The sequence below is a fragment of the Actinotignum schaalii genome, from assembly GCF_028864145.1.
GTDB lineage: Bacteria > Actinomycetota > Actinomycetes > Actinomycetales > Actinomycetaceae > Actinotignum > Actinotignum schaalii_B.
On record NZ_JARBHJ010000008.1, the window covers coordinates 38,209 to 58,975 of the forward strand.

A 20,767-nucleotide genomic window follows, 5' to 3' on the forward strand; every position below is an offset into this window, starting at 1 on the left:
AGGCGGGCCAGGAGTTTACTCAGTAAATGGATTATGTGTCGATCTTTAACTGGATTTCCGGCAGTGAAGAGGCATCTACCGGATTATCGTGATCCGTGTGCTCCCTATTCCAGGTTTCGGGCCTTCCTAAGAAGTTGGCGATTGCTAACCAGGCAGCGCCGCGGGAAAGAGGTGCTCCCCGAGCGAGGGTAGCCCGAATATCTAAAGGAGTCTGACCACTCCAAATTACGCGGGAACTAATTTCCTTTTGGATATTAGGGAGCAAAAAATCATAAATATCGGCGAGTTGCCCGCCAAAAATCAAAGTAGGGGAGTGGATCAGATTAATTGCGCTAGCAGCTGCCCGGCCAATTAGAGTAGCTACTTCCTTGACCACTTTGGTAACGGGGGTTTCGTTTCGCTTAAGCAAGGAAACAAGGGTTCCAATCGTTGTTTCAGCCGGTAGGTTGCTGGCTGCAATAATTGCAGATCTGGTAGCAAATGCCTCAAGACAGCCGTTTTGTCCGCAGGTGCAAATGCGCGCTTGATCTGAAACGTAGATGTGACCTAAAGACCCACTCCAGCCGGTGCTATCGGGTGAAAGTGCTCCGTCCAATATATGTACGGCGCCGATGCCCGAATCGAGGTTGACGTAAAGAAAATTGTCAAGCTGCTCGTCATTACGATGAAGATAGACCGTTTCTGCGCTCGCTCCCGCCGTTGTGGAATTGGAAATGACGATATTGCAATCAATTATTCCCTCGACAATTCGAGATAATTCGACGTTTATCCAACCAAGGGGGGTGGAATTTACTACGGTGGAGGTGGCTGGATCTACGATTCCAGGAAACGTGATTACAACTTGCTTAAGTGAGAGCCCGGCAACGTTGCATTGCGTTGATACGGATCGCAGAATTGCGGCAATATCATCGAGGGTTTGAGAGGTTGAGTCTGGGGGCATGTCAATTAGTCGTTCAATCAGCACGTTTCCCGTCAGATCTATTAGAGATGCCTCTACCGCTTCAGCAGAAACATTGATCCCGAGGGCGCAGTATGTTCTTGGGGCTGGCGTTAAGGGTGCCCCGGGCCTGCCAGGGCCAGAGACTTCAACTTCGTTTTCCCGCACGATATCTCGGTTAACAAGCTCGTCAACTAGTCGTGAAATAGTGGACCGATTCAATCCGGTTGAGCGGGCTAGATCCGCCCTTGATGGGGCTGAATTAGTGAAGATAATCCGACTTGCTAAAGAAGCTAAATTTTGGTTGCGTACAGCACCATGAGAGGTCTCAGCAGCTTTTCGCACAGCAAGTCTCCGTAGATGTTCCGAAAGGGGTGGTCACCACTTAATGATAGAGGATGCTATCAGCCGAGCTTGTGGTGCGTGACACAGAAGTGTCGACGTGCGCATTGTTGCATTTAATGCAACTGGACGGGTATATTGCAAACAGCAACAAAATCTAACGCTGGGGTTGGAGGTGCAATGAAAAAGAGCAATGTCGCTGGTATTGACTTGTCTACACGTTCCTGCCACGTAGTAATTCGTGATCTGGAAACGGGTGAGCTGGTTCGCGGCGCAACTGCATCTTTCCGCACTAAGACAGAGACCAATCCGCGGACATGGATGGAGGCTTATAGTTCAGCGGTCGAACTTGCTGGCGGATTAGATGATGTAGTGGCGATGTCTGTTGCCGGACAACAGCATGGTTTCGTTGGTCTAGGCGCTGACGGGAATGTCCTGCGTCAAGCGATTCTTTGGAACGATAATCGCTCTAAAGAAGATGCCGAAGATCTGATTCGAGAATTAGGCCGAGGCGATGTTTCTGAGGGGCGTAAGCTGTGGGCTGACAGTGTCGGAAGCGTGCCAGTTTCGTCGTTGACAGTTTCGAAGCTGAGGTGGTTCGTTGATCATGAGCCTCAGCTATTCAAACGATTATGTGCCATTGCATTGCCTCATGATTGGCTCACGTGGCAACTTATGGGTACTGACGGCTCCCGAGACGGCCTAGAGACAAAGCGGGATATTCGGGAACTTGTTACAGACCGCTCGGAGGCTTCGGGTACCGGTTATTACTGCGCGGAAAAGAACGAGTACCGCAACGACCTAATTGACTTGGCGGCAAGAAGTGAATTATCTAAGAAACTCGTTTTGCCACGTGTCGTTGGAAAAGCAGAATCGGTAGGAGAACTGAAAGCTAAGGGTGAGGCAATCGTTTTGGGTCCCGGCTGCGCTGACAACGCAGCCACGGCGCTGGGGCTGGATTTGCCTCCAGGTGAGGTGTGTGTTTCTATCGGAACTTCTGGTGTTACTTCCTTGGTTTCGGACAGTCCGATTAAGGATAGGACTGGTCAGGTTACTGGTTTTGCGGATGCGACTGGACGGTATCTTCCTTTAGTCGGGATGCTTAATGCAAGCCGTGTTCTCGATGACGTTGCACTTCTACTTGGAATGACACTAGAGGAACTCTCACGTGCCGCACTTAATGCCGCGCCTGGGGCGGAAGGCCTTGTGGTGATTCCATATTTCGCGGGAGAGCGAAATCCGCGGCTTCCGGAAGGAATGGGAGCGGTTTTGGGAGTGTCGTCACGAAACCTCACGGCGCCAAATCTCGCGCGTGCGGCATATGAAGGAATCGTAGCGAGTGTAGCTCGAGGTCTTTCCGCATTCCGAAGGCTTGGTGTGGAGGTTACCGGTATAACACTGGTAGGTGGGGCGTCGCGTACGCCAGCTATGCGCCGGATAGCTGCATCAGTGCTCGGTTTACCTGTGAGCGTTCCTGAGTATTCAGCTTACTCAGCCGATGGCGCAGCAAGACAGGCGGCATGGACTTATATGGGAGGAGACGATCCTCCGGCATGGACTCCACGTCTCCGGTCTCAGTACCAAGCGAAACACGACTCTTTTATTATCGAGAGATTTGAGGAGGTTGCAGAAAAATATCTTGCAACGGTCAGATGACTGTCTATCTTCAATAGATCCGGGAAAGTTTTGGCTAGGCATCCGGTCTCTCGATCTGTAAAAGCGAAGTCATGCAAAGGAGCATGTAATGAAAAAATTCCGCGTACCGCAGGAGGCGGGAATCTTTGGTGTTGTGCTGATAGTGGGTGCTATTATGGCGCTGCTCTCTCCAGCATTCCTAACAATGAATAACATGCAGGTTCTCCTGCTCAATGGGACGGTCGTGCTTTTCCTTGCAATGGGGCAGACATTCGTTCTCCTAACTGGTGGTATTGACCTTTCTGTAGGATCAAATATCGCGTTGACTGGAATGATTGCAGCGCTGGCGATGCAGGGAGGTCTCCCCTGGTGGCTTGCCGCATTGCTGGCCATTGTGACTGGTGCTCTCGTTGGCGTATTCAACGGCGTTTTTATTCATTTTGGGAAAATGCCAGCATTCATCGTCACGTTTGCTACCTTTGGGATTTCCGCTTCAATTCCGAAGATCCTGACGCAAGCCCGGTCAGTAACTGTTGCTGATCCAATGTTCGCATTCTTCGGCCGAGGGAGTATTTTCGGCATCCCTATTCCGGTGGTTTTAGTGCTTATTGCTGCGGTTATTCTCGCTTGGTTCTTGCACCGGACGAAAACGGGTCTCCATATTTACGCGGTTGGCGGCAACAAAGAAACGGCCCGTCTCGCCGGTGTGAATAATGGAAAGATCATCATTCTGGTGTACGTAATCTCCGGTATTTGTTCAGGGTTCGGCGGAATTATTGTTACATCGCGCCTTATGGTCGGCTATCCGACAGCCGGATCGGGTACTGAGCAGTTCTACTCAATCGCTTCGGCAGTTGTTGGTGGCGTTTCGCTTTTCGGTGGCGTCGGTACCCTTCTCGGAGCGTTCCTTGGTGCCATTTTGATCGCAGAAGTTTCCAATGGAATGAACGTTATTGGAGTGGATTCTTATTGGCAGCCGCTTGTCATTGGCGTAATTATTCTCGTTGGTGTTCTTCTCGATACTAATCGCCAGCAGCTGTCTCTCTCGAAGCTGTTCCGCAAGAAGCAGCAAGATACGTCGGTGGCATCGCATGCATCTGCGGATACGACCAATTCCGAAATTAGTCATTCACAAAAACAACCTACTGGAGTGTCCAGTGGGGAGCAAAGTATCCAAACCCATGACCGAGACAACGAGGTCTAGGAAAACAGAGGAGAAAAACATGAGAAAGAAGCTCTATGCAACTCTTGGCGCGACAGCTCTTGTTGCGACAATGGGTGCCTGCGGGGGAGTCGATACCGGAACCGGTGAAAACAGTGGTGGCACTGGTGAAACCGGTAAGGCAAGTATTCAGATTCCTGAAGCATGTAACGCTGAGAATCCATACCTCGCAGTGTTGCTTCCTAACCAACAGAATCCTTACTACGTCGCAATGAAGCGAGGATTCGAAGAAGAAGGCAAGGCTAAAGGATTCAACGTTGAGGTCCAGATCGCCAATGACGACGATGCAAACCAGCTTGCTCAAGCTCAGGCCATGTTGCAGAAGAATCCCTGTGCTCTGGCACTTAACCCAGTGAAGTCAGAACCCGCGGCTGCAATCGTGAAGGCAGCTAATGATGCCGGGGTGCCGGTGTTCACTGTGAATATTATCGTCGATCCTGATGCATTAAGCGCCCAAGGCGCGAGCGTTGTTCAGTATGTGGGAGCCAACAACCACGAGGGTGGCGTCCAAATGGCAGAGAAAGTTCTTGCCGATTTCGGTGCCGACGCGAAGCTGAACATTGGGTACGTTACTGAACCGGATGAATTGCCAGTGGTCCAGCGAGATCTAGGCTTCCGGGAAAAGATGAAGAGTAACCCGAATGCCAAGGACGTTGCGGAAGTCGACGGCAATGTTAAACCAGATGATTCACTCAATGTTACATCCGCGATGATTCAGGGTAACCCTGACATTAACGTAATTTTCGCGTCGACTGGGCCTGCCGCGTACGGCGCACTGCAGGCTGTCCAGGCATCTGGTAAGGACATTAAAGTCTACGGTTTCTGTGCCGCCGGTGAAACCCTCACTGATGCTTACCCTGGTTGTGTCGCCCAAGAGCCTGAAGAGTACGGACGCATCCTGGTGCAACAAATCGCAGAATATAAGCAAGGTAAGTCTGTTGAGAGTGAGCTATTGCAGTCGCTTAAGCAGTTCGAGAAGGGCCAAACCCCTGGTGAAGGAGAATTGGGGTAAAAGATGACAACGTTGGAAACGCCGGGGAGCAAGCGGTCCCTCAAGGCGGTCGATATTTGGAAGCTTTTTGCGGGTACACCCGCTCTCTCCGGTGTTTCTTTAACGGTTCACCCTGGCGAAGTCGTGGGGCTCGTCGGGCATAACGGAGCGGGAAAATCAACTCTGCTTAAAGTACTTTCAGGTGCATACCGTAATGATGATGGTTACCTTGAAGTGGACGGGGAGAAAGTAACCTTTGCTTCTCCCTCGGATGCCCTTTCACACGGGGTCGCTACTGTTTACCAGGAGCTTTCCCTTCTTCCTAATCTCTCGGTGACCGAGAATACGTTCTTAGGGAGAGAAGTTAGGAAAGGCCCTAACCTCGACCGGTCAGTTATGCGAAAATCCGCCAGGTCTCTTATGGAGAAATACGGAATTGATGTTGATGTTGATCGTAAGGTAGGTAGCTACCCCGTTGCGACTCGGCAACTGATGGAGATTGCTATTGCTACAACTCGAAACACGCGCTATTTGCTCCTGGATGAGCCAACAACGTCGCTCGAAGGTGATCAGGTAGAGAGTTTCCTGGAGTGGGTGCGTGATCTTTCTAAAAAAGAGGGTATCGGGATTGTACTCGTCAACCACAAACTTGATGAGCTGTACGCCGTAGCCGATAAAATCGTTGCTCTCGTTGACGGTAAAGTCAGGATTTCGGGAAGTGCGGACGAAGTTTCGCATGCAGAGGTTGTAACCGCGATCGCCGGTGAAGTGAATGCGGGTACAGATGTATCCGTTGAAACTAGCGCTACTGTTCGTGAACGGCAAGGGAAGGTGCCGGAAGGTGTACCTGCACTTTCTGTTCGGAATCTGCGTTCAGCAGCCCATAAAGGTGTATCGTTCGATGTTTATCCGGGTCGAGTTCATGGGTTCTATGGGTTAATCGGATCTGGGCGGACCGAGGCGATGCGTTGTATATACGGGGCTGACGAATATGATTCGGGTGAATTTACGGTTAATGGGGACTCGTATAAGCCTAAGAACCCGAAAACCGCGCAGAAAGCTGGATTTTCTTATCTTACAGAGGAAAGGAAACTTGATGGGATTGTTCCTCAGTTAAATAGCTATCGAAATGCCACACTCCCAATTACAGACCGGTACTCTAAACCTGGATTCCTCGACCGCGGGAAGGCACGGAAAGCATCGAAACAACAGTTCGACGCTTTAAAGGTGCGAGGTAATGTCGAGGCGTCGATAGAGTCGCTTTCTGGAGGTAACCAGCAGAAAGTCCTCCTAGCTCGAGTCATAATGGAAGACTCGCAGATTCTGATGCTAGACGAACCAACAAAGGGCGTGGATATTGGTGTCAAAGCTGAAATTCATCGAATCGTCCGGGAACTCGCGCATGAAGAGGGTCTTGCTGTCATGGTCGTATCGTCCGAGGAAGAAGAGATTCTTGAGCTTTGCGATGATGTGACCGTTTTCGCGCATGGCCGAGTTGTCCAATCGGGAGTTCCTGCGGGAGATCTAAACGTTACGCGACTCCGTGAGATGGCGTGGCAAGAGATTTCTGAATAGGTTCAAAAGATAGTGGGGTGCGAGGCTGCTCAACCATGGCCCTCGCACCCCACCTTCACTTAGGGAAGAATGAAACATGAAAAACCAGGCTGTTTTGGAAGCTGCATGTCAACAAATTGAACGGGAAGCTAGGGCAGTTGCAGGAGTAGCGCAGTTGCTGAACAACTCTTTTATAGAGGCGGCAGACTTATGTTTGCGCATGACAGGAAAAGTTATAGTTACCGGAGCGGGAACTTCTGGACATGCCGGTCGCCGAATGGCTCATCTTTTATCCGTATCTGGCACGCCAGCGGTCTTCCTTCACGCGATGGACTGTCTCCATGGCACCATGGGAGCTATCACCAAAGACGATGTCGTTTTTGCGATTTCTAAAGGAGGCGGATCCGACGAGCTTAATCAGCTCTGCTCGATTTTGCGAGAAAAGGGAACGAAAATTGTAGCGTTGACTGAGAATGAGTCCTCGGAACTTGCTGGACTGGCTGATGTAATGGTCCTCTTACACACGCCCGATCAAGCGGATCCAGGCAACGTTATCGCCATGGGATCAACGCTGGTTTCCGGGGTGTGGGGTGATGCGTTGGCTTATGTGCTTATGCGTTTACGTAAGAGATCATGGAAGGAGACGCTTGAAATACATCCGGCGGGCGCAGTTGGAAAAATGCAGACGGCACCTGAAGAGCTCAACAGATTGGAGCAATGAAAGTGTCCTTTGTCCTTGGGATTGACTGTTCAACCCAATCCGTAACCTTAGAAGTGCGGGATGTGGAGACATTTCACGTAGTTGATTGCGTGTCTAATCCGCTACCGGCTACTCAGCCACCAGTGTCGGAACAGAATCCGGAGACCTGGTGGGACTCTCTAGTAAAAGGGATGCGTCTCCTTCATGCGCGTGGTCTTGAAGTGCGCAAAATTGGAGCTATCTCAGTTGCAGGTCAGTGCCATGGACTTGTGCCTTTAGATCGAGAATGCGCAGTCATTCGACCGGCGAAACTGTGGAATGACACGACTTCTGCACTTGAAGCAGAGATGCTCGTTGAAACGTATGGTAAAGAATTCTGGGTAGAAAAAGTCGGTTTCGTTCCGAATGCCGCGCACACGGTTTCAAAGTTACTCTGGCTCGCGCGTCATGAATTAGATACGTTGGAGCGGATTTCTAAAATCTTGCTTCCGCATGATTACCTTACCTATCGTCTCACTGGTCAATTTGTGACAGACCGGAGCGAAGCCTCTGGGACTGGTTATTTCGATGGTGTAAGAAACGTCTATCTCTTCGACTTGGTGTCTGACGTTATAAGCAACGCGTTCGGGAAGGAAGGGAAGGGGATTCCTTCCCGATCTTGGCATGACGTTTTCCCCGAAGTTCTCGAACCGTCGGAGGCTGTAGGCTCAATATCTCCTGAAGTGGCCGTAGATCTAGGACTTGCCTCCGACGTCATTGTGGCGGTTGGGGGTGGCGACCAGCATCTTGGCGCGGTCGGCATAGGTCTCGACGACGGCGATATGTGTTTTTCAATTGGCACATCGGGAGTCACTTTTAGTTCATCTCCTACACCGGTTCGCGATTATTCTGGCGATGTTGACGGAGTTTGTAATGCCACAGGTGGTTGGTTGCCATTAACGTGCACGCTCAACTCGACGAAAGTGACGGATACGGTGGCGAAATGGCTAGGAGTGTCCGTTCAGGAGTTAGGCAACCTGGCGGAATCGATGGGTGTTTCTTGTAATACGCCACTGCTGGTTCCATTTTTTGATGGTGAACGTTCTCCGTCGATACCGAACGCAACCGGATTGCTTGAGGGGCTAACAAACGGTACGACACGCGAGGATCTAGCCTTCTCTGCCTTCGAGGGCGTTGTAATGGGTTTATATGCCGGATCAAGAAAAATACGGGCTCTAGGTTCGGGTATCAACGGTGTAAATGTCGCCGTGGGCGGAGGCGCAAAGTCGGATGTCTACTGTCAGTTATTGGCAGACTTTATGGGTGAGCCGGTCTCCCGTCTAGAATTGACAGAAGCAACTGCTAGGGGCGCGTGTGTCCAGGCGTTGGCGGCGATGACGGGTGATTCGATTGATGCCGTTCGGGCTCGGGTTCGACCTTCTATTTCATCTACATTTACCCCGAAAGCTGAGCGCGGGCGAAGTGACAGATTCTCGCGTTATCTCGACATGGTAGCTAGTAGAAAAGCTAATTGTCGTTGAATAAAAGGTAACGTCTCTGAGTGAGCGTGGCTCACTATGACACGAGTGTTCTTTGCCGATACGCCAAAACAGTCCGGATAGCAATCAAGAATGAGAGAGATAAAATGGCGATCTATTTTGATAGTGCCGATTGCGCGCAGATGCGTAAGTATGCATCAGCAGGAGTTTTTTCTGGAGTGACATCGAACCCTACCATTTTGGCGCGGCAGGGATTGCGCCAGCAGGATATCCCAGAGCTTTATCGCACTCTCCAAGAATTTGGTTTTGATCGATTATTCTTCCAAACCGCAGGGTGTACCGAGAGTGAGATTGAGGAGTCTGCTCGTCGAATTCTAAGTCTTGGCGATGACGTTGTGGTTAAAATTCCGGCGACACTTGAGGGGTTAGCTGTTGCGGCTAAAGTGACCAACGAAGGATATGAAGTGCTGCTTACTGCGGTTTATGACTCTACACAGGCTGCTATTGCTGGAGAATTAGGGTTGTGGGGACTTGCTCCGTATTTTTGCAGAATGCGTGACATCGGCAAAGATCCGGAATTGGAGCTCAAACGTATGGCTCGGATTCTATCTGAGACAAAAACCCGTATCCTCGCGGCGTCGCTTCGGAAGCTTGATGATGTATCGGCGGCGTTTGCAGCAGGTGCAGATGATGTCACGATCTCGCTCTCAATAGCCGAGATGTTGGTGAATAATTCACTCTCAATTGAGGCACTGACCACGTTTGAGCGTGACGGCGGGAGAATTTAGCTGCGCGTCGGATCGGTTGTAGTATACGATCCTTGGATCTGGGCTTGGATAAGAGTGCCCATTTGCCTGCTATCTCCTGGTTGTACAAGTTTATTTCCGACATCATGCCGGTTGAAGGCATTGACAATAGCCTGACACGGTTCGATGGCGATTGAGGTAAGAGGATTTCGCTTGAGGTTATGCCCGGTGAACACATGGAATGTGCGCAACGGAAGATCGGCTCCGAAATCCACGTATATGTGAATCGAGCGGTTCCCAGTGTTTAGATGGGCATAACCCGAAAAATCGCTCAAAGCCCTATCGTCAAGGAATGCAATCGCACCTGTCGGGGGATTGCAGTGCTCAATATCTTGGATATTTTTCAGGTGGGTGTACCCCGCGTCCGCATAGGTCGAGACTTTCCCAGGCGCGGGACTTTGTATCGGTTTAAATGCAGCGTTTCCTGGAAGTGGAATGAGGTCGTCGTTGGTTTCCACTACTGAAGATCCATATATGCGCAGGTCGGCTTGCCCTAGAGGGCCGTCAAGAAGAAAATATGGATGCCAACCGATAAAGATTGGGCAGGCGAGCAGAGATTGATTCTGCGCGCTTATTCGTGTGACGAGGTCTCCGTCGGGTGTTATGTCGAAACTTACAGAGATTAGTAGTTCAAAGGGGTATCCAGGCTCGGATTCCAGATGAAGCTCTAACCTAAGAGATTCGGAGCTGTTCTCGACAACCTTGAAATCTTTGTCGTAAACAAGACCGTGAATGCCAGGTTCATACTTCGGGTTTTTTGCCGAGAAAATGTGATCAGCAGTGAATGGGCCGGGGCTCTGACCAATGCGTGGACGGTCACCTACACCATCGTCCTTGTAGATAGTGGAAGAATATCGTCCGTCACAAAGTCGATCTGACCAGGGCACCAACACTGCAGATCTGAAACCATCCTGTGTTTGCAACTCATCTTCGCTGAGATAACCGTCTATAAACTCGGTCCCATCTATTTGATAGCTGAGAAGGGTTGCGCCGATTGTAGATACTTTTAACGTAACCTGTCCGCGTGTGGAAGTGCGATTGTAAGAAAGAATCATGTCCCACGTTCTCCGTATTGATAAAGGATGAATTAGTGTGGTCGCTATTGCGATTTACAGTTAGGCTGATTCAGGACGAAAAGTCGGGTAGCTTTTACGAATTGACTCAGAGACGGCTCGATAGCGTTCCCAGACGCTTTTATTCTCTCGAGGTTTGTATGTTTGGGTAATGTCTGGGGACCAGGAGTTAGTATTCTCAGGAATACCCGCGACCACGGCGGCTTGCCGCGCTGCACCCCTAGCGACGTATTCGGAAGTTCGCGGAACGCTAATAGGAATTTCAAGAACATCCGCAAGAATCTGGTTGAGCGTTTCTGATTGTGCGCCTCCGCCGATAAGCATGGCACTATTGACTGATATTCCTCCGCCGCGAAGAGCTTCGAGCGCCCCGCGCATTAGGCAAGCAAGACCCTCGTAGGCCGCACGGGCGAGGTTTTCACGTGTGAAATTATGAGAGGTAAGCCCCGCGATCTGTGCGGTTGCGTAAGGTAGATTGGGTGTTCTTTCTCCTTGGAAATAAGGAACCAGGGTAATGCCTTGGGCTCCTGGTTGTGCTCGTTCGGCAAGTGTGCCTAACTCTTCAAAGCTCACGTTTAGGATCTTTCGGAAGTAGTCCTGGATGAGGGCACCATTAAGGGTGCAGGCAAGCGGTAGCCATTTGTCCGTGGCATCTGAAAACCCGGTAACACCGAAACGAGGGTCTTGAATAGGGGTGTCGGAAATCGTCGCGATAACGCCGGAGGTTCCGATGGAGATTGATGCCTGGTTAGTTTGAAGGTTAAGACCAAATGCCGATCCGGCGTTATCACCCATTCCGGGGCCAATTAGAATTTGTTGACTGGAAGGTTTGTCGGTTATCCATTCCTGCGCGACAGTTCCAACGCTTTGGTTATAGGGAACAATTCGGGGAAGAATTATATCCTTAGCTTTTTCGGTGGTGATGTGTAGAGCATGCGCCAGGATATCATAGCGGTATTCGTCAGTTAAGCAGTCTACATATCCTGTCCCAGATGCATCGCTGCGGTCAGTTGTAAGTTCAGATAGCCTCGCTGACCCAGATAATTTCCATGTTAACCAGTCGTGAGGTAGGCATATCGCCTTGATCCGAGCGGCATTGTGAGGTTCGCTATCGGCGAGAAAACGGAGTTTGGAGACCGTCAAGGAAGCGACGGGAACGGAACCGGTCGCTTTTGCCCAAAATTCGGGCCCCAACTCATCAACAAGCGCGGCAGCGCCTGGCGCGGAACGCGTGTCATTCCAGAGAAGCGCGGGCCGAATAACATCGCCGTTCGCATCCAATGCGACCAGACCATGTTGTTGGCCCGCGATGGAAATGGAAGATACGTCGCTTATTCCACCAGCTTTTTGGATAGCTGTTCTCAAAGCTGTAAGCCATTCGTTAGGATCTACTTCGGTTCCTGAAGGATGGGGACAAGTGCCCACCCGAACAATTGCGCCGTTATCTGTGTTGACAATGAGAACTTTTGTTGACTGAGTAGAAGAATCTACACCCGCTACAAGTGCCACTATGTCTCCTTTGACTATTCTGTGGGTGACGTTAGCTTTAACTAAGAAACAGTCTATCAGTGTTTGTTGCCGCCGGGAACTAATGTTTTTGTCTTTTGCCCGACAGGGGCGAGAGTGGAATACAATAGAGAGGTCAATGTCGTTAGGGACAAGGAAGTCGACACGATGCCTGTTTTCTCATCTCAGTTAAATTCCTCTGAAACTCCAGCGTTTTCTGATGTAACACACCAGGAGTACCTTTTATGTGAGCGGGAGAGGCTTTTGGATCATTTCCAGCCGCGAGTGTGGCAGTCATCGGATCTGGGGTTCGCTTATCTGGATCGAGACGGCAATCCTATGCCTGAACGGGGTGCTGAACTGTATCTTGGGGCGCGAATGATCCACTGTTTTGCGGTCGCCGCAATGCTCGGTCGGCAAGGTGCGGAAAAACTGGCTGAACAAGGCGTGCGTTTTTACTTAGATGGGCCGGGCAAGGATCGCGAATATGGTGGGTGGTATGCCACCGTGGGAGGTAATACCCCATCGGATCGGAAAGAGCTATACGGTCAGGCCCATATTATGCTTGCTGCCGCCTCGGCAACTCTTGCAGGCATACCCGGTGCGGTAAAACTACTCGAAGAATCCATCGACTTAATCGATACGAAATACTGGCTTGACGACGAGGGGCGCTGCGTCGAAGCCTATGATCGGACATTTACAGACCTTGACCCCTATCGGGGTCAAAATGCAAATATGCATCTGACTGAAGCGTTTCTAGCTGCATATGAGGCTACAAACGATAAGCAATTCCTCAAGCGTGCTAGTCGTATTGCGGAGAATACGGTGGGGCAGGCCGTATCTAGCGAACAAGGAAGTTGGCGCATCCCGGAGCATTTCGATGAAGAATGGCATCCGTTGCGTAACTATAACCGTGACGATCCGCGACATGCGTTCCGTCCTTACGGATCACAACCTGGACACTGGCTGGAGTGGGCGAAACTGCTTATGCAAATTCGTGGTGCGGGAATTGAGCAGGATTGGATGGTCCCAGCGGCGAAAAACCTTGTGAAGGGAGCATTCGAAGACGGGTGGACTCGAGAGGGCGGATTTGTTTACACCGTTGATTGGGATGGATCGCCTGTGGTTACGGAAAAATTCTGGTGGCCACCCGCCGAAGGAGCTGGCGCTACTCGCTTCCTATACGAGGAAAGTCCGGACGCTGGGCTATCTAACCTATATGAACGTATTTGGCGTTGGATTGATTCGGCAATCGTAGACAGGCCCGGTGGCGGGTGGTTCCATGAAGTTGACAGGAGCAATACTCCTGTAACCTACACGTGGCCAGGGCAACCAGACCTCTATCATGCTTATCAAGCAACCCTTTACCCTTTTATGTCGCCGAAACAAGGAATTGCCTCATGGGCTCGTAGTTGCCGTGAAAATAATAAATAAAGTGGTTGTTGCATCGCCGCAGGAGGTGAAAGAGGACTGAGACATTCGAAGAATGGCGAGGGTGTGGCATGGGCACGGCTACTGGCTAGGAATGGGGTGATCGTAAAAAACAGCCAGGCGGTTTATGCTGTCTAGTAGTTTGTCAAAACGACACGGGAGGGTAGCTGATGGGGAAAAGTGGCAAAACGCCCACCTCGCTCCGTATGGATAACACTAAACTTGTCCTAAAGACGATCCTCTCCAGTAAAGTCCCCCCATCCCGTGCCGATGTTTCAGCTTCCACCGGTCTAACTCGCGCCACGGTCTCGCGCTTGGTGGATTCACTTCTTGATTACGGCATTATTAGCGAACTGCCACCGGTGAAATCCGCAATCGGGCGTCCCGCAGCCCCTCTTGTTCCCCGTACCGCGCGGCATGCTGTCGTTGGTTGCGAAGTCAATGTGGCTTATTTGTCTGTTGCTGTGATGGACCTTTCCGGAAAACTCCTCTACTCGCAAATCAAAAAAATGAGTACACGTCACTTAGGTCCAAGTGGTGCATTGAAAGAACTCGAGAAGATTTACGGGCAATGGAAGCGGCCCAAAGCTGTCAAAGTTCTCGGTGCCGGGCTTTGTGTTCCGGGCTTGATTGCCGATGATGGTGCAACGGTATTGACCGCCCCAAACCTAGGCTGGACGGGCGTTCAGATGAAAGAATTATCCTTTGCCCAGCCAAGATGTTTTGAGGGATTCCGCCTTTTTAACGAGGCTGATGCTGCGGGATACTCTGTTCTCCACACAGCTCCCGGAAAAGTGTCAAGCTATAGGGATTTCCTTTATGTTTCCGGTGAGGTCGGTGTTGGTGCTGCGGTGTATGAAAAAGGCCGGCGTCTGGGTGGCTCTCATGGTTGGGCTGGGGAATTTGGACATGTTTGCGTTGACCGATCAGGACCGAAATGCAACTGCGGTTCTAATGGTTGTTTAGAACAGTATGTTGGCGAATCGGGATTAGTGCGAAATGCAGGTCTTCCTGAAGGTACCGAACTGTCGAAGCTAATTGAGCTTTTCCGAGAGGGAAGTGAAACTGCTCGGGATGCGATGGACGCCGGAGCTCTCGCCCTAGGGCTAGCGCTCGCAAATACGCTAAATCTTCTTGATCTGGACACGGTTTTCTTTGGCGGGACTTTCGTAGATTTATATCCATGTTTCGAGACGATTCTTAAAGCTGAATTGAAGTACCGTGTGCTTTCGTCGCATTGGAAAGATATTGAACTCATCGTGAATCGAAAGGGTGAGATATCGGCGGCAATAGGCGCTTGTCTATGGATTTTTAATGATTTGATAGAGGATCTGAGTGGTTTCCCTGGCATCTAGCCACATAAGCCGTATGTGAATCGCCTCATAACGCGCTTGACTTAGGCTTTGTTTTGAGCCAAATCAAAATGCCTTGATTTTCACCCCCTTGACGCACCGTTTTCGCGCCTTTAGTTTAGAGGTAGAACAAAGGAGTTCGGCTAAGCAAGGAGGAATAATGAGAAAGCCTACAAAAGAAGATAAGTTCTCCTTCGGTCTGTGGACTGTGGGGTGGACCGGAACCGATCCCTTCGGCGGGGATTCCCGCCCGGCCCTAGATCCGTGGGTCTACACGGAAAAGCTTGCCGAGCTGGGTGCCTGGGGCATTACTTTCCACGACAATGACGTTTTCGCTTTTGACGCCAGCGATGCTGAGCGTGCCGAGCGGGTGGGCAAAGTCAAGGAAGCAGCCGATGCCAACGGCTTGACCATCGAAATGGTCACCACAAACACCTTCTCCCATCCCATCTTCAAGGACGGTGGCTTCACCAATAACGACCGCTCGATCCGGCGCTTCGGCCTCCAGAAAATTCTGCGCAATGTGGATCTAGCCGCAGAAGTTGGCGCCACCACCTTCGTGATGTGGGGCGGGCGCGAAGGAACCGAATACGATTCCTCCAAGGATCTCAATGCCGCTTTCGAACGCTATAAGGAAGGCTTGGATACGGTAGCCGGCTACATCAAGGAGAAGGGCTACGATCTCAAGATCGGTCTGGAACCTAAGCCGAACGAACCGCGCGGTGATATCTTCCTGCCCACCATCGGTCACGCTCTGGGCATTATTGCCGAACTAGATAATGGAGATATCGTGGGCCTCAACCCGGAAACCGGGCACGAGCAGATGGCCGGTCTTAATTACACCCACGGGCTAGCCCAGGCCCTCAACGCCGGCAAGCTCTTCCATATCGACCTCAACGGCCAGGCTGGTCCGCGCTACGACCAGGACAAGTGCTTCGGCCACGGTGATCTCGCCTCTGCTTTCTTCACGGTGGATTTGCTGGTCAACGGCTTTTCCAACGGCGGTCCGCGCTACGAAGGCCCCATCCACTTCGATTACAAGCCCTCGCGCACCGAAGGCATGGAAGGTGTGTGGGAATCCGCGGCCGCGAATATGGAAATGTACCTCATGCTCGCGGAGAAGGCGAAGGCCTTCCGCGCCGACCCGCGCACCCAGGAAATCATGGAAGCTGCCTCGATTCCCGAACTGGCCGAACCGACCGTGGCGGAAGGTGAGAGCCTGGACGATGTGCGGGCGGAGAAGTTCGACGTCGCCGCGCTGGCCGCGCGCGAATACCACTACGTTGAGCTCTACCAGCAGGCCATGCGCCACCTTATTGGCTAAGAACCGCGGGGAGTAGGCCTGCGCTATCCCGGCCTACCTCCTGGCTATCACTGTGCCCCGGTTGGTGGGGGTGAGATGCAGCCGCACCTCGCCCCCACCGCACGCCGGGCTCACCGCGCAGATTGACCACGCTACCCCGGCGTGCCATGCCCTGCCGGGCTCGCACGCCGCCCGCGCCTGAATCCACCGCGGACATATATACAGGCGCGCCGCATTGACGATAGCGCGAGCTGCGCCGTCGTTCCCCACTACTTCTCACACAGAGCAAGGAGGCTCCGGTGAAGATTTCCCTGAAGAAAATAGCTGCGATGATCACGGGGATGTTCCTCGTGCTTGCCACCGCAGCCGGGTGCTCCGCCACGCGAAGCGATGAGTACTACGGTCGCAGTGGTGGTGGCACCATCGGCATTTCCATGCCCTCCAAGTCCCTGGAACGCTGGTCGCGTGACGGTGACTACCTCCAGAAGCAATTGCAGGATATGGGATACAAAACCTCGATGCAGTACGCCGATAACAAGGTGGAACAGCAGATCTCCCAGATCCAAAATATGATTAACGAAGGCCCCGCGGTCATTATTGTGGCTTCGATTGACGGTTCGGCCCTCGCTCCGGTGCTTGCCCAGGCAAAGCAGGCCGGTATTAAGGTCATCGCGTATGACCGCCTCATCCGTGATACCGATGCGGTTTCCTACTACGTGACTTTCGATAATTACCGCGTGGGGCAGATGCAGGGCGAATATATCGTCAAGGAACTCGGGTTGGACCAGGGCAAAGGCCCCTTCAATTTCGAGCCCTTCTCCGGTTCCCCGGACGATAATAACGCGCGTTACTTCTTCGAAGGCGCCTGGGACCAGCTCAAGCCCTACCTTGATAAGGGACAGCTCAAGGTACCCTCGGGTAAAGCACCCGCGAATGTAGCCGATTGGCAGTCCATCGGTATCCAGGCGTGGATGGCACCCACCGCACAGGCCGAAATGGAAACGCGCCTTAACTCCTTCTACCGTGGCGGCACGCGGGTGGATGCGGTGCTCGCCCCCAATGATGCACTGGCGCTGGGTATCACCCAGGCCCTCGACGCGGATGGTTATACGCAGGACACCTGGCCGGTCCTTACCGGGCAGGACGCGGACCAGGCCAATGTCACCAATATCGTCAAGGGCCGCCAGTCCATGACGGTGTGGAAGGATACCCGCAAGCTCGCCGACCAGGCAGCCCTCATGGTGGATCAGATCGTCAAGGGTGAAGAGGTGACAGTTAATGACACCGAAACCTATGAGAACGGCATGATGGTTGTTCCCACCTACCTGCTCGAACCGGTGGTAATTAACGCGGAGAACGCCCGTGAGAAACTGGTGGATTCCGGATACTACTCGGCTGCCGAGATCGGCCTCGAGTAGGAGGACGCCATGTATTCAGACGAGAATATTTTGGAGATGCGCGGGATCGTCAAGGATTTTTCCGGCGTGCGCGCTCTCGACGACGTGACACTCAACGTGAAACGCGGGGAAATCCACGCGATTTGCGGGGAGAACGGCGCGGGGAAATCCACCCTCATGAAGGTACTCTCCGGTGTGTGGCCGCACGGCACCTACGAGGGGGAAATTATTTACGATCACGAGCCGGTCAAGTTCTCCACCATTAAGGATTCGGAGCGTTCCGGAATCGTGATTATCCACCAGGAGCTGGCGCTATCGCCCTTCCTCTCGGTGGCGGAAAATATTTTCCTCGGTTCCGAAATTACCCGTTTCGGGGCCATTGACTGGAATAAGACGAATGATCGCGCCGCGATCCTGCTGGCCAAAGTGGGCCTCGACGTCGACCCCACTACCGAAGTGGTGGACCTGGGCGTAGGTAAACAGCAGCTGGTCGAAATCGCTAAAGCGCTGTCGAAGAACGTCAAGCTGCTCATCCTTGACGAGCCCACCGCGGCTCTCAATGATGACGATTCCGAACACCTGCTCAACCTCATGCGCCAGCTCCAAGCGCAGGGCGTTTCCCAGATCATCATTTCCCATAAGCTCAACGAGATCGCGGACATTGCCGATAACGTCACGATTATTCGCGACGGGCACGCGGTGGGCACCTGGCCCATGAAGGGCGAGGGCGCTATTAGCGAAGCGGATATTATTCGTCATATGGTGGGCCGCGAGCTGACCAACCGCTATCCGGAGCACACCCCGAACGTGGGGGAGATGCTTCTGGAAGTGGAGGACTGGACCGCCTACCACCCTCTCGACACCGGGCGGAAAGTGGTGGACGGCGCCGCGATTAACGTGCGGGCCGGGGAGATTGTGGGCATTGCCGGGCTCATGGGAGCCGGGCGCACCGAACTAGCTATGAGCCTCTTCGGGCATTCCTACGGAACCAAGATCTCCGGTACGGTGCGCATGCACGGCCAGAAGGTCGACACCTCCACCGTGGGCAAGGCGATCAAGGCGGGCATCGCCTACGTTCCCGAAGACCGCAAGAGCTTAGGGCTCAACCTCATCCAGGATGTGCAGCTCAATGTCACCTCCGCTGCGCTGCGCAAACTCGTGCGGGGCGGCGTGATCGATGAGCATGAAGAGAGCCGGGTGGTGGATGGCTACCGAAAATCGATGCGGATTAAAACCTCCTCGAACCGGGCGCTGGTCTCCTCACTTTCGGGTGGAAACCAGCAAAAGGTGGTGCTCTCCAAGTGGATGTACACCGATCCGGAGCTCCTCATTTTGGACGAACCGACGCGCGGTATCGACGTCGGTGCGAAATACGAAATCTACCAAATCATTAACGAACTAGCGGACCAGGGCAAGGGTGTTCTGGTGATTTCCTCCGAGCTTCCCGAATTGCTGGGAATCTGCGACCGCATTTACACACTCAACGCCGGAAAAGTCACGGGCTGCTTCGCGCGCGAAGACGCGAGCCAGGAAAAGCTCATGAGCTACATGGCCGGTGATCGTATGGAAGGACAGGCAGCATGAGCGAGAAACCTGAGGTAACCACGGGCGCGGCCGGTGCAAGTGGCACGCGGGCCGCCGGCACCGAAACTGCCGCCAGCACCGAAAGCACCGCGGCACGCGCTGTTCCCGCGGTACGCGCCCCCAAGAAATCCGAGGACCCGGCCACCGCGCATCGCGGCAGCATGAAACTGGGTGGCATTAACCTGCGCCAGTACGGAATTTTGCTGGCCCTCGTCATTATTATTCTGCTTTTCCAGGTCCTCACGAAGGGCCTGCTCCTCGCCCCGAATAACGTAGCTTCTCTGATCCAGCAGAACGCCTACGTGCTTATTTTGACTATCGGCATGACGATCGTCATTATTGCCCGGCATATCGACCTCTCGGTCGGCTCGGTGGTGGCTTTCGTGGGCGGCGTTGTGGCACTCATGATGGATTCCATGGGTTGGTCCTGGCCGGTCGCGGTGGTGGCCGGACTCATCATCGGCGCGCTTATCGGCTGCTGGCAGGGCTTCTGGGTCGCATACGTGGGTATTCCCGCCTTCATCGTGACGCTGGGCGGCATGCTTATTTTCCGCGGCCTGGCCATTGTGCTAGTGGAACGTACTATTTCCGGCCTGCCCGGTGGCTTCGTTTCCATTGCTAACGGATCGCTCCCCAATTGGCTCGGTTTCTTCACCCCGTCCTTCCTCCGCGATTGCGACGTGCTCACCCTCCTCATCGGCCTGCTGGCCGTGGCGGGCATGCTGGTCAGCGCGCTGCGCAAGCGCCGGGCCCGGGCCCGCGGCGGAGCGCTACTCGAATCCGCGGCGAGCTTCTGGATCCGCAACGTCATCCTCGCGGTCGGCATTATGGCGGTGGCTTACGTGCTCTCGCTATCGGCCGGCGGCACCCCGATTGTGCTCGTCATTATCGGTGTACTCGTCATGATCTACGCCTTCGTCATGAACCGCACCGTTTTCGGCCGGCACGTCTACGCCGTGGGCGGCAACTTGGAAGCCGCGAAGCTCTCCGGTGTCAACACTAAGCGGGTGGACTTCCTCGTCTTCGTCAATATGGGCGTGCTTTCCGCGCTCGCGGGCATTGTGACGACGTCGCGCGCGGGTGCGGCCGTGGCAACGGCCGGAAACGGCTACGAACTGGATGCTATCGCCGCGGCCTTCATCGGTGGGGTAGCGGTAACCGGTGGGCGCGGGCGGCTCTCCGGAGCTATTATCGGTGCCTTTATTATGGGCGTGCTCAATATGGGCCTGTCGATCCTCAACGTCGATTCCGCCTGGCAGCAGTCCATTAAGGGCCTCGTGGTTATTCTTGCCGTCGCTTTCGATATGGTTGCTAATCGCAAGAAATAATCTCCGGAATTGCACTCCTCCGGGGTCGTGCGGGGCGGGGGGGGTGCCACAACCCCCCCCCCCGCCGCGCCCGTACCCCCATAGAAGATTTGCCCCGCAAAAAACAAAACCAAAAAAATAAATAAAAA

The 20,767-nt window shown here is 53.0% G+C and carries 16 protein-coding genes; 13 read left to right on the forward strand and 3 right to left on the reverse strand.

Annotation, left to right across the window (positions count from 1 at the left end; translation table 11 throughout):
* Window positions 1-31: 31 nt before the first annotated feature.
* Window positions 32-1,282 carry an ROK family transcriptional regulator gene (locus PWJ82_RS02845; RefSeq protein ID WP_338129337.1) on the reverse strand — a complete coding sequence of 417 codons (1,251 nt, stop codon included), beginning with the start codon at window positions 1,280-1,282 and terminating at the stop codon, window positions 32-34.
* 177 nt (window positions 1,283-1,459) lie between these two features.
* Between PWJ82_RS02845 and PWJ82_RS02850 the strand changes: the two genes are divergently transcribed.
* From PWJ82_RS02850 to PWJ82_RS02880, 7 genes are all read left to right on the forward strand, one after another.
* On the forward strand, window positions 1,460-2,935 hold the full coding sequence (locus tag PWJ82_RS02850) for a xylulokinase (RefSeq protein WP_274735236.1): 1,476 nt from the start codon (window positions 1,460-1,462) through the stop codon (window positions 2,933-2,935).
* An 88-nt stretch (window positions 2,936-3,023) separates the two neighbouring features.
* On the forward strand, window positions 3,024-4,118 hold the full coding sequence (locus tag PWJ82_RS02855; protein WP_274735237.1) for an ABC transporter permease: 1,095 nt from the start codon (window positions 3,024-3,026) through the stop codon (window positions 4,116-4,118).
* 19 nt (window positions 4,119-4,137) lie between these two features.
* Window positions 4,138-5,148, forward strand: coding sequence for a substrate-binding domain-containing protein (locus PWJ82_RS02860; RefSeq protein WP_274735238.1), 1,011 nt, complete (start codon window positions 4,138-4,140; stop codon window positions 5,146-5,148).
* A 3-nt stretch (window positions 5,149-5,151) separates the two neighbouring features.
* The gene (locus PWJ82_RS02865) at window positions 5,152-6,702 is read left to right on the forward strand and encodes a sugar ABC transporter ATP-binding protein (protein WP_274735239.1); all 1,551 of its coding nucleotides are present in this window, start codon (window positions 5,152-5,154) and stop codon (window positions 6,700-6,702) included.
* A 76-nt stretch (window positions 6,703-6,778) separates the two neighbouring features.
* The gene (locus PWJ82_RS02870) at window positions 6,779-7,402 is read left to right on the forward strand and encodes an SIS domain-containing protein (protein ID WP_274735240.1); all 624 of its coding nucleotides are present in this window, start codon (window positions 6,779-6,781) and stop codon (window positions 7,400-7,402) included.
* On the forward strand, window positions 7,399-8,901 hold the full coding sequence (gene xylB, locus PWJ82_RS02875) for a xylulokinase (RefSeq protein WP_274735241.1): 1,503 nt from the start codon (window positions 7,399-7,401) through the stop codon (window positions 8,899-8,901). Before PWJ82_RS02870 ends, xylB (PWJ82_RS02875) begins: the two co-directional genes overlap by 4 nt.
* Before the next feature lie 104 nt (window positions 8,902-9,005).
* The gene (locus PWJ82_RS02880) at window positions 9,006-9,647 is read left to right on the forward strand and encodes a transaldolase family protein (protein WP_274735244.1); all 642 of its coding nucleotides are present in this window, start codon (window positions 9,006-9,008) and stop codon (window positions 9,645-9,647) included.
* Here the strand turns inward: PWJ82_RS02880 and PWJ82_RS02885 are convergent.
* Both PWJ82_RS02885 and xylB (PWJ82_RS02890) read right to left on the reverse strand, forming a co-directional pair.
* The gene (locus PWJ82_RS02885; RefSeq protein WP_274735245.1) at window positions 9,644-10,720 is read right to left on the reverse strand and encodes an aldose 1-epimerase; all 1,077 of its coding nucleotides are present in this window, start codon (window positions 10,718-10,720) and stop codon (window positions 9,644-9,646) included. The genes PWJ82_RS02880 and PWJ82_RS02885 overlap by 4 nt on opposite strands.
* A 60-nt stretch (window positions 10,721-10,780) precedes the next feature.
* A complete protein-coding gene (gene xylB, locus PWJ82_RS02890; RefSeq protein ID WP_274735247.1) occupies window positions 10,781-12,247 on the reverse strand; it encodes a xylulokinase in 1,467 nt (488 codons plus the stop codon).
* A 114-nt stretch (window positions 12,248-12,361) separates the two neighbouring features.
* On the opposite strand from xylB (PWJ82_RS02890), the gene PWJ82_RS02895 reads away from it, so the two are divergent.
* The 6 genes from PWJ82_RS02895 to mmsB all read left to right on the forward strand — a co-directional run bounded on the left by PWJ82_RS02895 (window position 12,362) and on the right by mmsB (window position 20,639).
* Complete coding sequence (locus PWJ82_RS02895) at window positions 12,362-13,678, forward strand: AGE family epimerase/isomerase (protein ID WP_274735249.1); 1,317 nt, start codon at window positions 12,362-12,364, stop codon at window positions 13,676-13,678.
* A 203-nt stretch (window positions 13,679-13,881) separates the two neighbouring features.
* Window positions 13,882-15,030 (forward strand): ROK family protein, encoded by a 1,149-nt coding sequence (locus PWJ82_RS02900; protein WP_274735251.1) that lies wholly within the window; start codon window positions 13,882-13,884, stop codon window positions 15,028-15,030.
* Between the two features lie 157 nt (window positions 15,031-15,187).
* Window positions 15,188-16,351, forward strand: a complete 1,164-nt coding sequence (xylA, locus tag PWJ82_RS02905; protein WP_274735253.1) for a xylose isomerase — start codon at window positions 15,188-15,190, stop codon at window positions 16,349-16,351.
* A 278-nt stretch (window positions 16,352-16,629) separates the two neighbouring features.
* Window positions 16,630-17,748, forward strand: a complete 1,119-nt coding sequence (gene chvE / locus PWJ82_RS02910) for a multiple monosaccharide ABC transporter substrate-binding protein (protein ID WP_274733674.1) — start codon at window positions 16,630-16,632, stop codon at window positions 17,746-17,748.
* A gap of 9 nt (window positions 17,749-17,757) precedes the next feature.
* On the forward strand, window positions 17,758-19,311 hold the full coding sequence (gene mmsA / locus PWJ82_RS02915) for a multiple monosaccharide ABC transporter ATP-binding protein (protein ID WP_274733672.1): 1,554 nt from the start codon (window positions 17,758-17,760) through the stop codon (window positions 19,309-19,311).
* Window positions 19,308-20,639, forward strand: a complete 1,332-nt coding sequence (gene mmsB, locus PWJ82_RS02920; RefSeq protein WP_274733671.1) for a multiple monosaccharide ABC transporter permease — start codon at window positions 19,308-19,310, stop codon at window positions 20,637-20,639. Before mmsA ends, mmsB begins: the two co-directional genes overlap by 4 nt.
* Window positions 20,640-20,767 lie beyond the last annotated feature (128 nt).

Bases quoted from the DNA above. Each gene is read 5' to 3' on its own strand.
- PWJ82_RS02850 (WP_274735236.1), top strand. From the start codon at position 1,460: ATGAAAAAGAGCAATGTCGCTGGTATTGACTTGTCTACACGTTCCTGC.
- PWJ82_RS02855 (WP_274735237.1), top strand. From the start codon at position 3,024: ATGAAAAAATTCCGCGTACCGCAGGAGGCGGGAATCTTTGGTGTTGTG.
- PWJ82_RS02860 (WP_274735238.1), top strand. From the start codon at position 4,138: ATGAGAAAGAAGCTCTATGCAACTCTTGGCGCGACAGCTCTTGTTGCG.
- PWJ82_RS02865 (WP_274735239.1), top strand. From the start codon at position 5,152: ATGACAACGTTGGAAACGCCGGGGAGCAAGCGGTCCCTCAAGGCGGTC.
- PWJ82_RS02870 (WP_274735240.1), top strand. From the start codon at position 6,779: ATGAAAAACCAGGCTGTTTTGGAAGCTGCATGTCAACAAATTGAACGG.
- xylB (WP_274735241.1), top strand. From the start codon at position 7,399: ATGAAAGTGTCCTTTGTCCTTGGGATTGACTGTTCAACCCAATCCGTA.
- PWJ82_RS02880 (WP_274735244.1), top strand. From the start codon at position 9,006: ATGGCGATCTATTTTGATAGTGCCGATTGCGCGCAGATGCGTAAGTAT.
- PWJ82_RS02885 (WP_274735245.1), bottom strand. From the start codon at position 10,720: ATGATTCTTTCTTACAATCGCACTTCCACACGCGGACAGGTTACGTTA.
- PWJ82_RS02900 (WP_274735251.1), top strand. From the start codon at position 13,882: ATGGATAACACTAAACTTGTCCTAAAGACGATCCTCTCCAGTAAAGTC.
- xylA (WP_274735253.1), top strand. From the start codon at position 15,188: ATGAGAAAGCCTACAAAAGAAGATAAGTTCTCCTTCGGTCTGTGGACT.
- mmsA (WP_274733672.1), top strand. From the start codon at position 17,758: ATGTATTCAGACGAGAATATTTTGGAGATGCGCGGGATCGTCAAGGAT.
- mmsB (WP_274733671.1), top strand. From the start codon at position 19,308: ATGAGCGAGAAACCTGAGGTAACCACGGGCGCGGCCGGTGCAAGTGGC.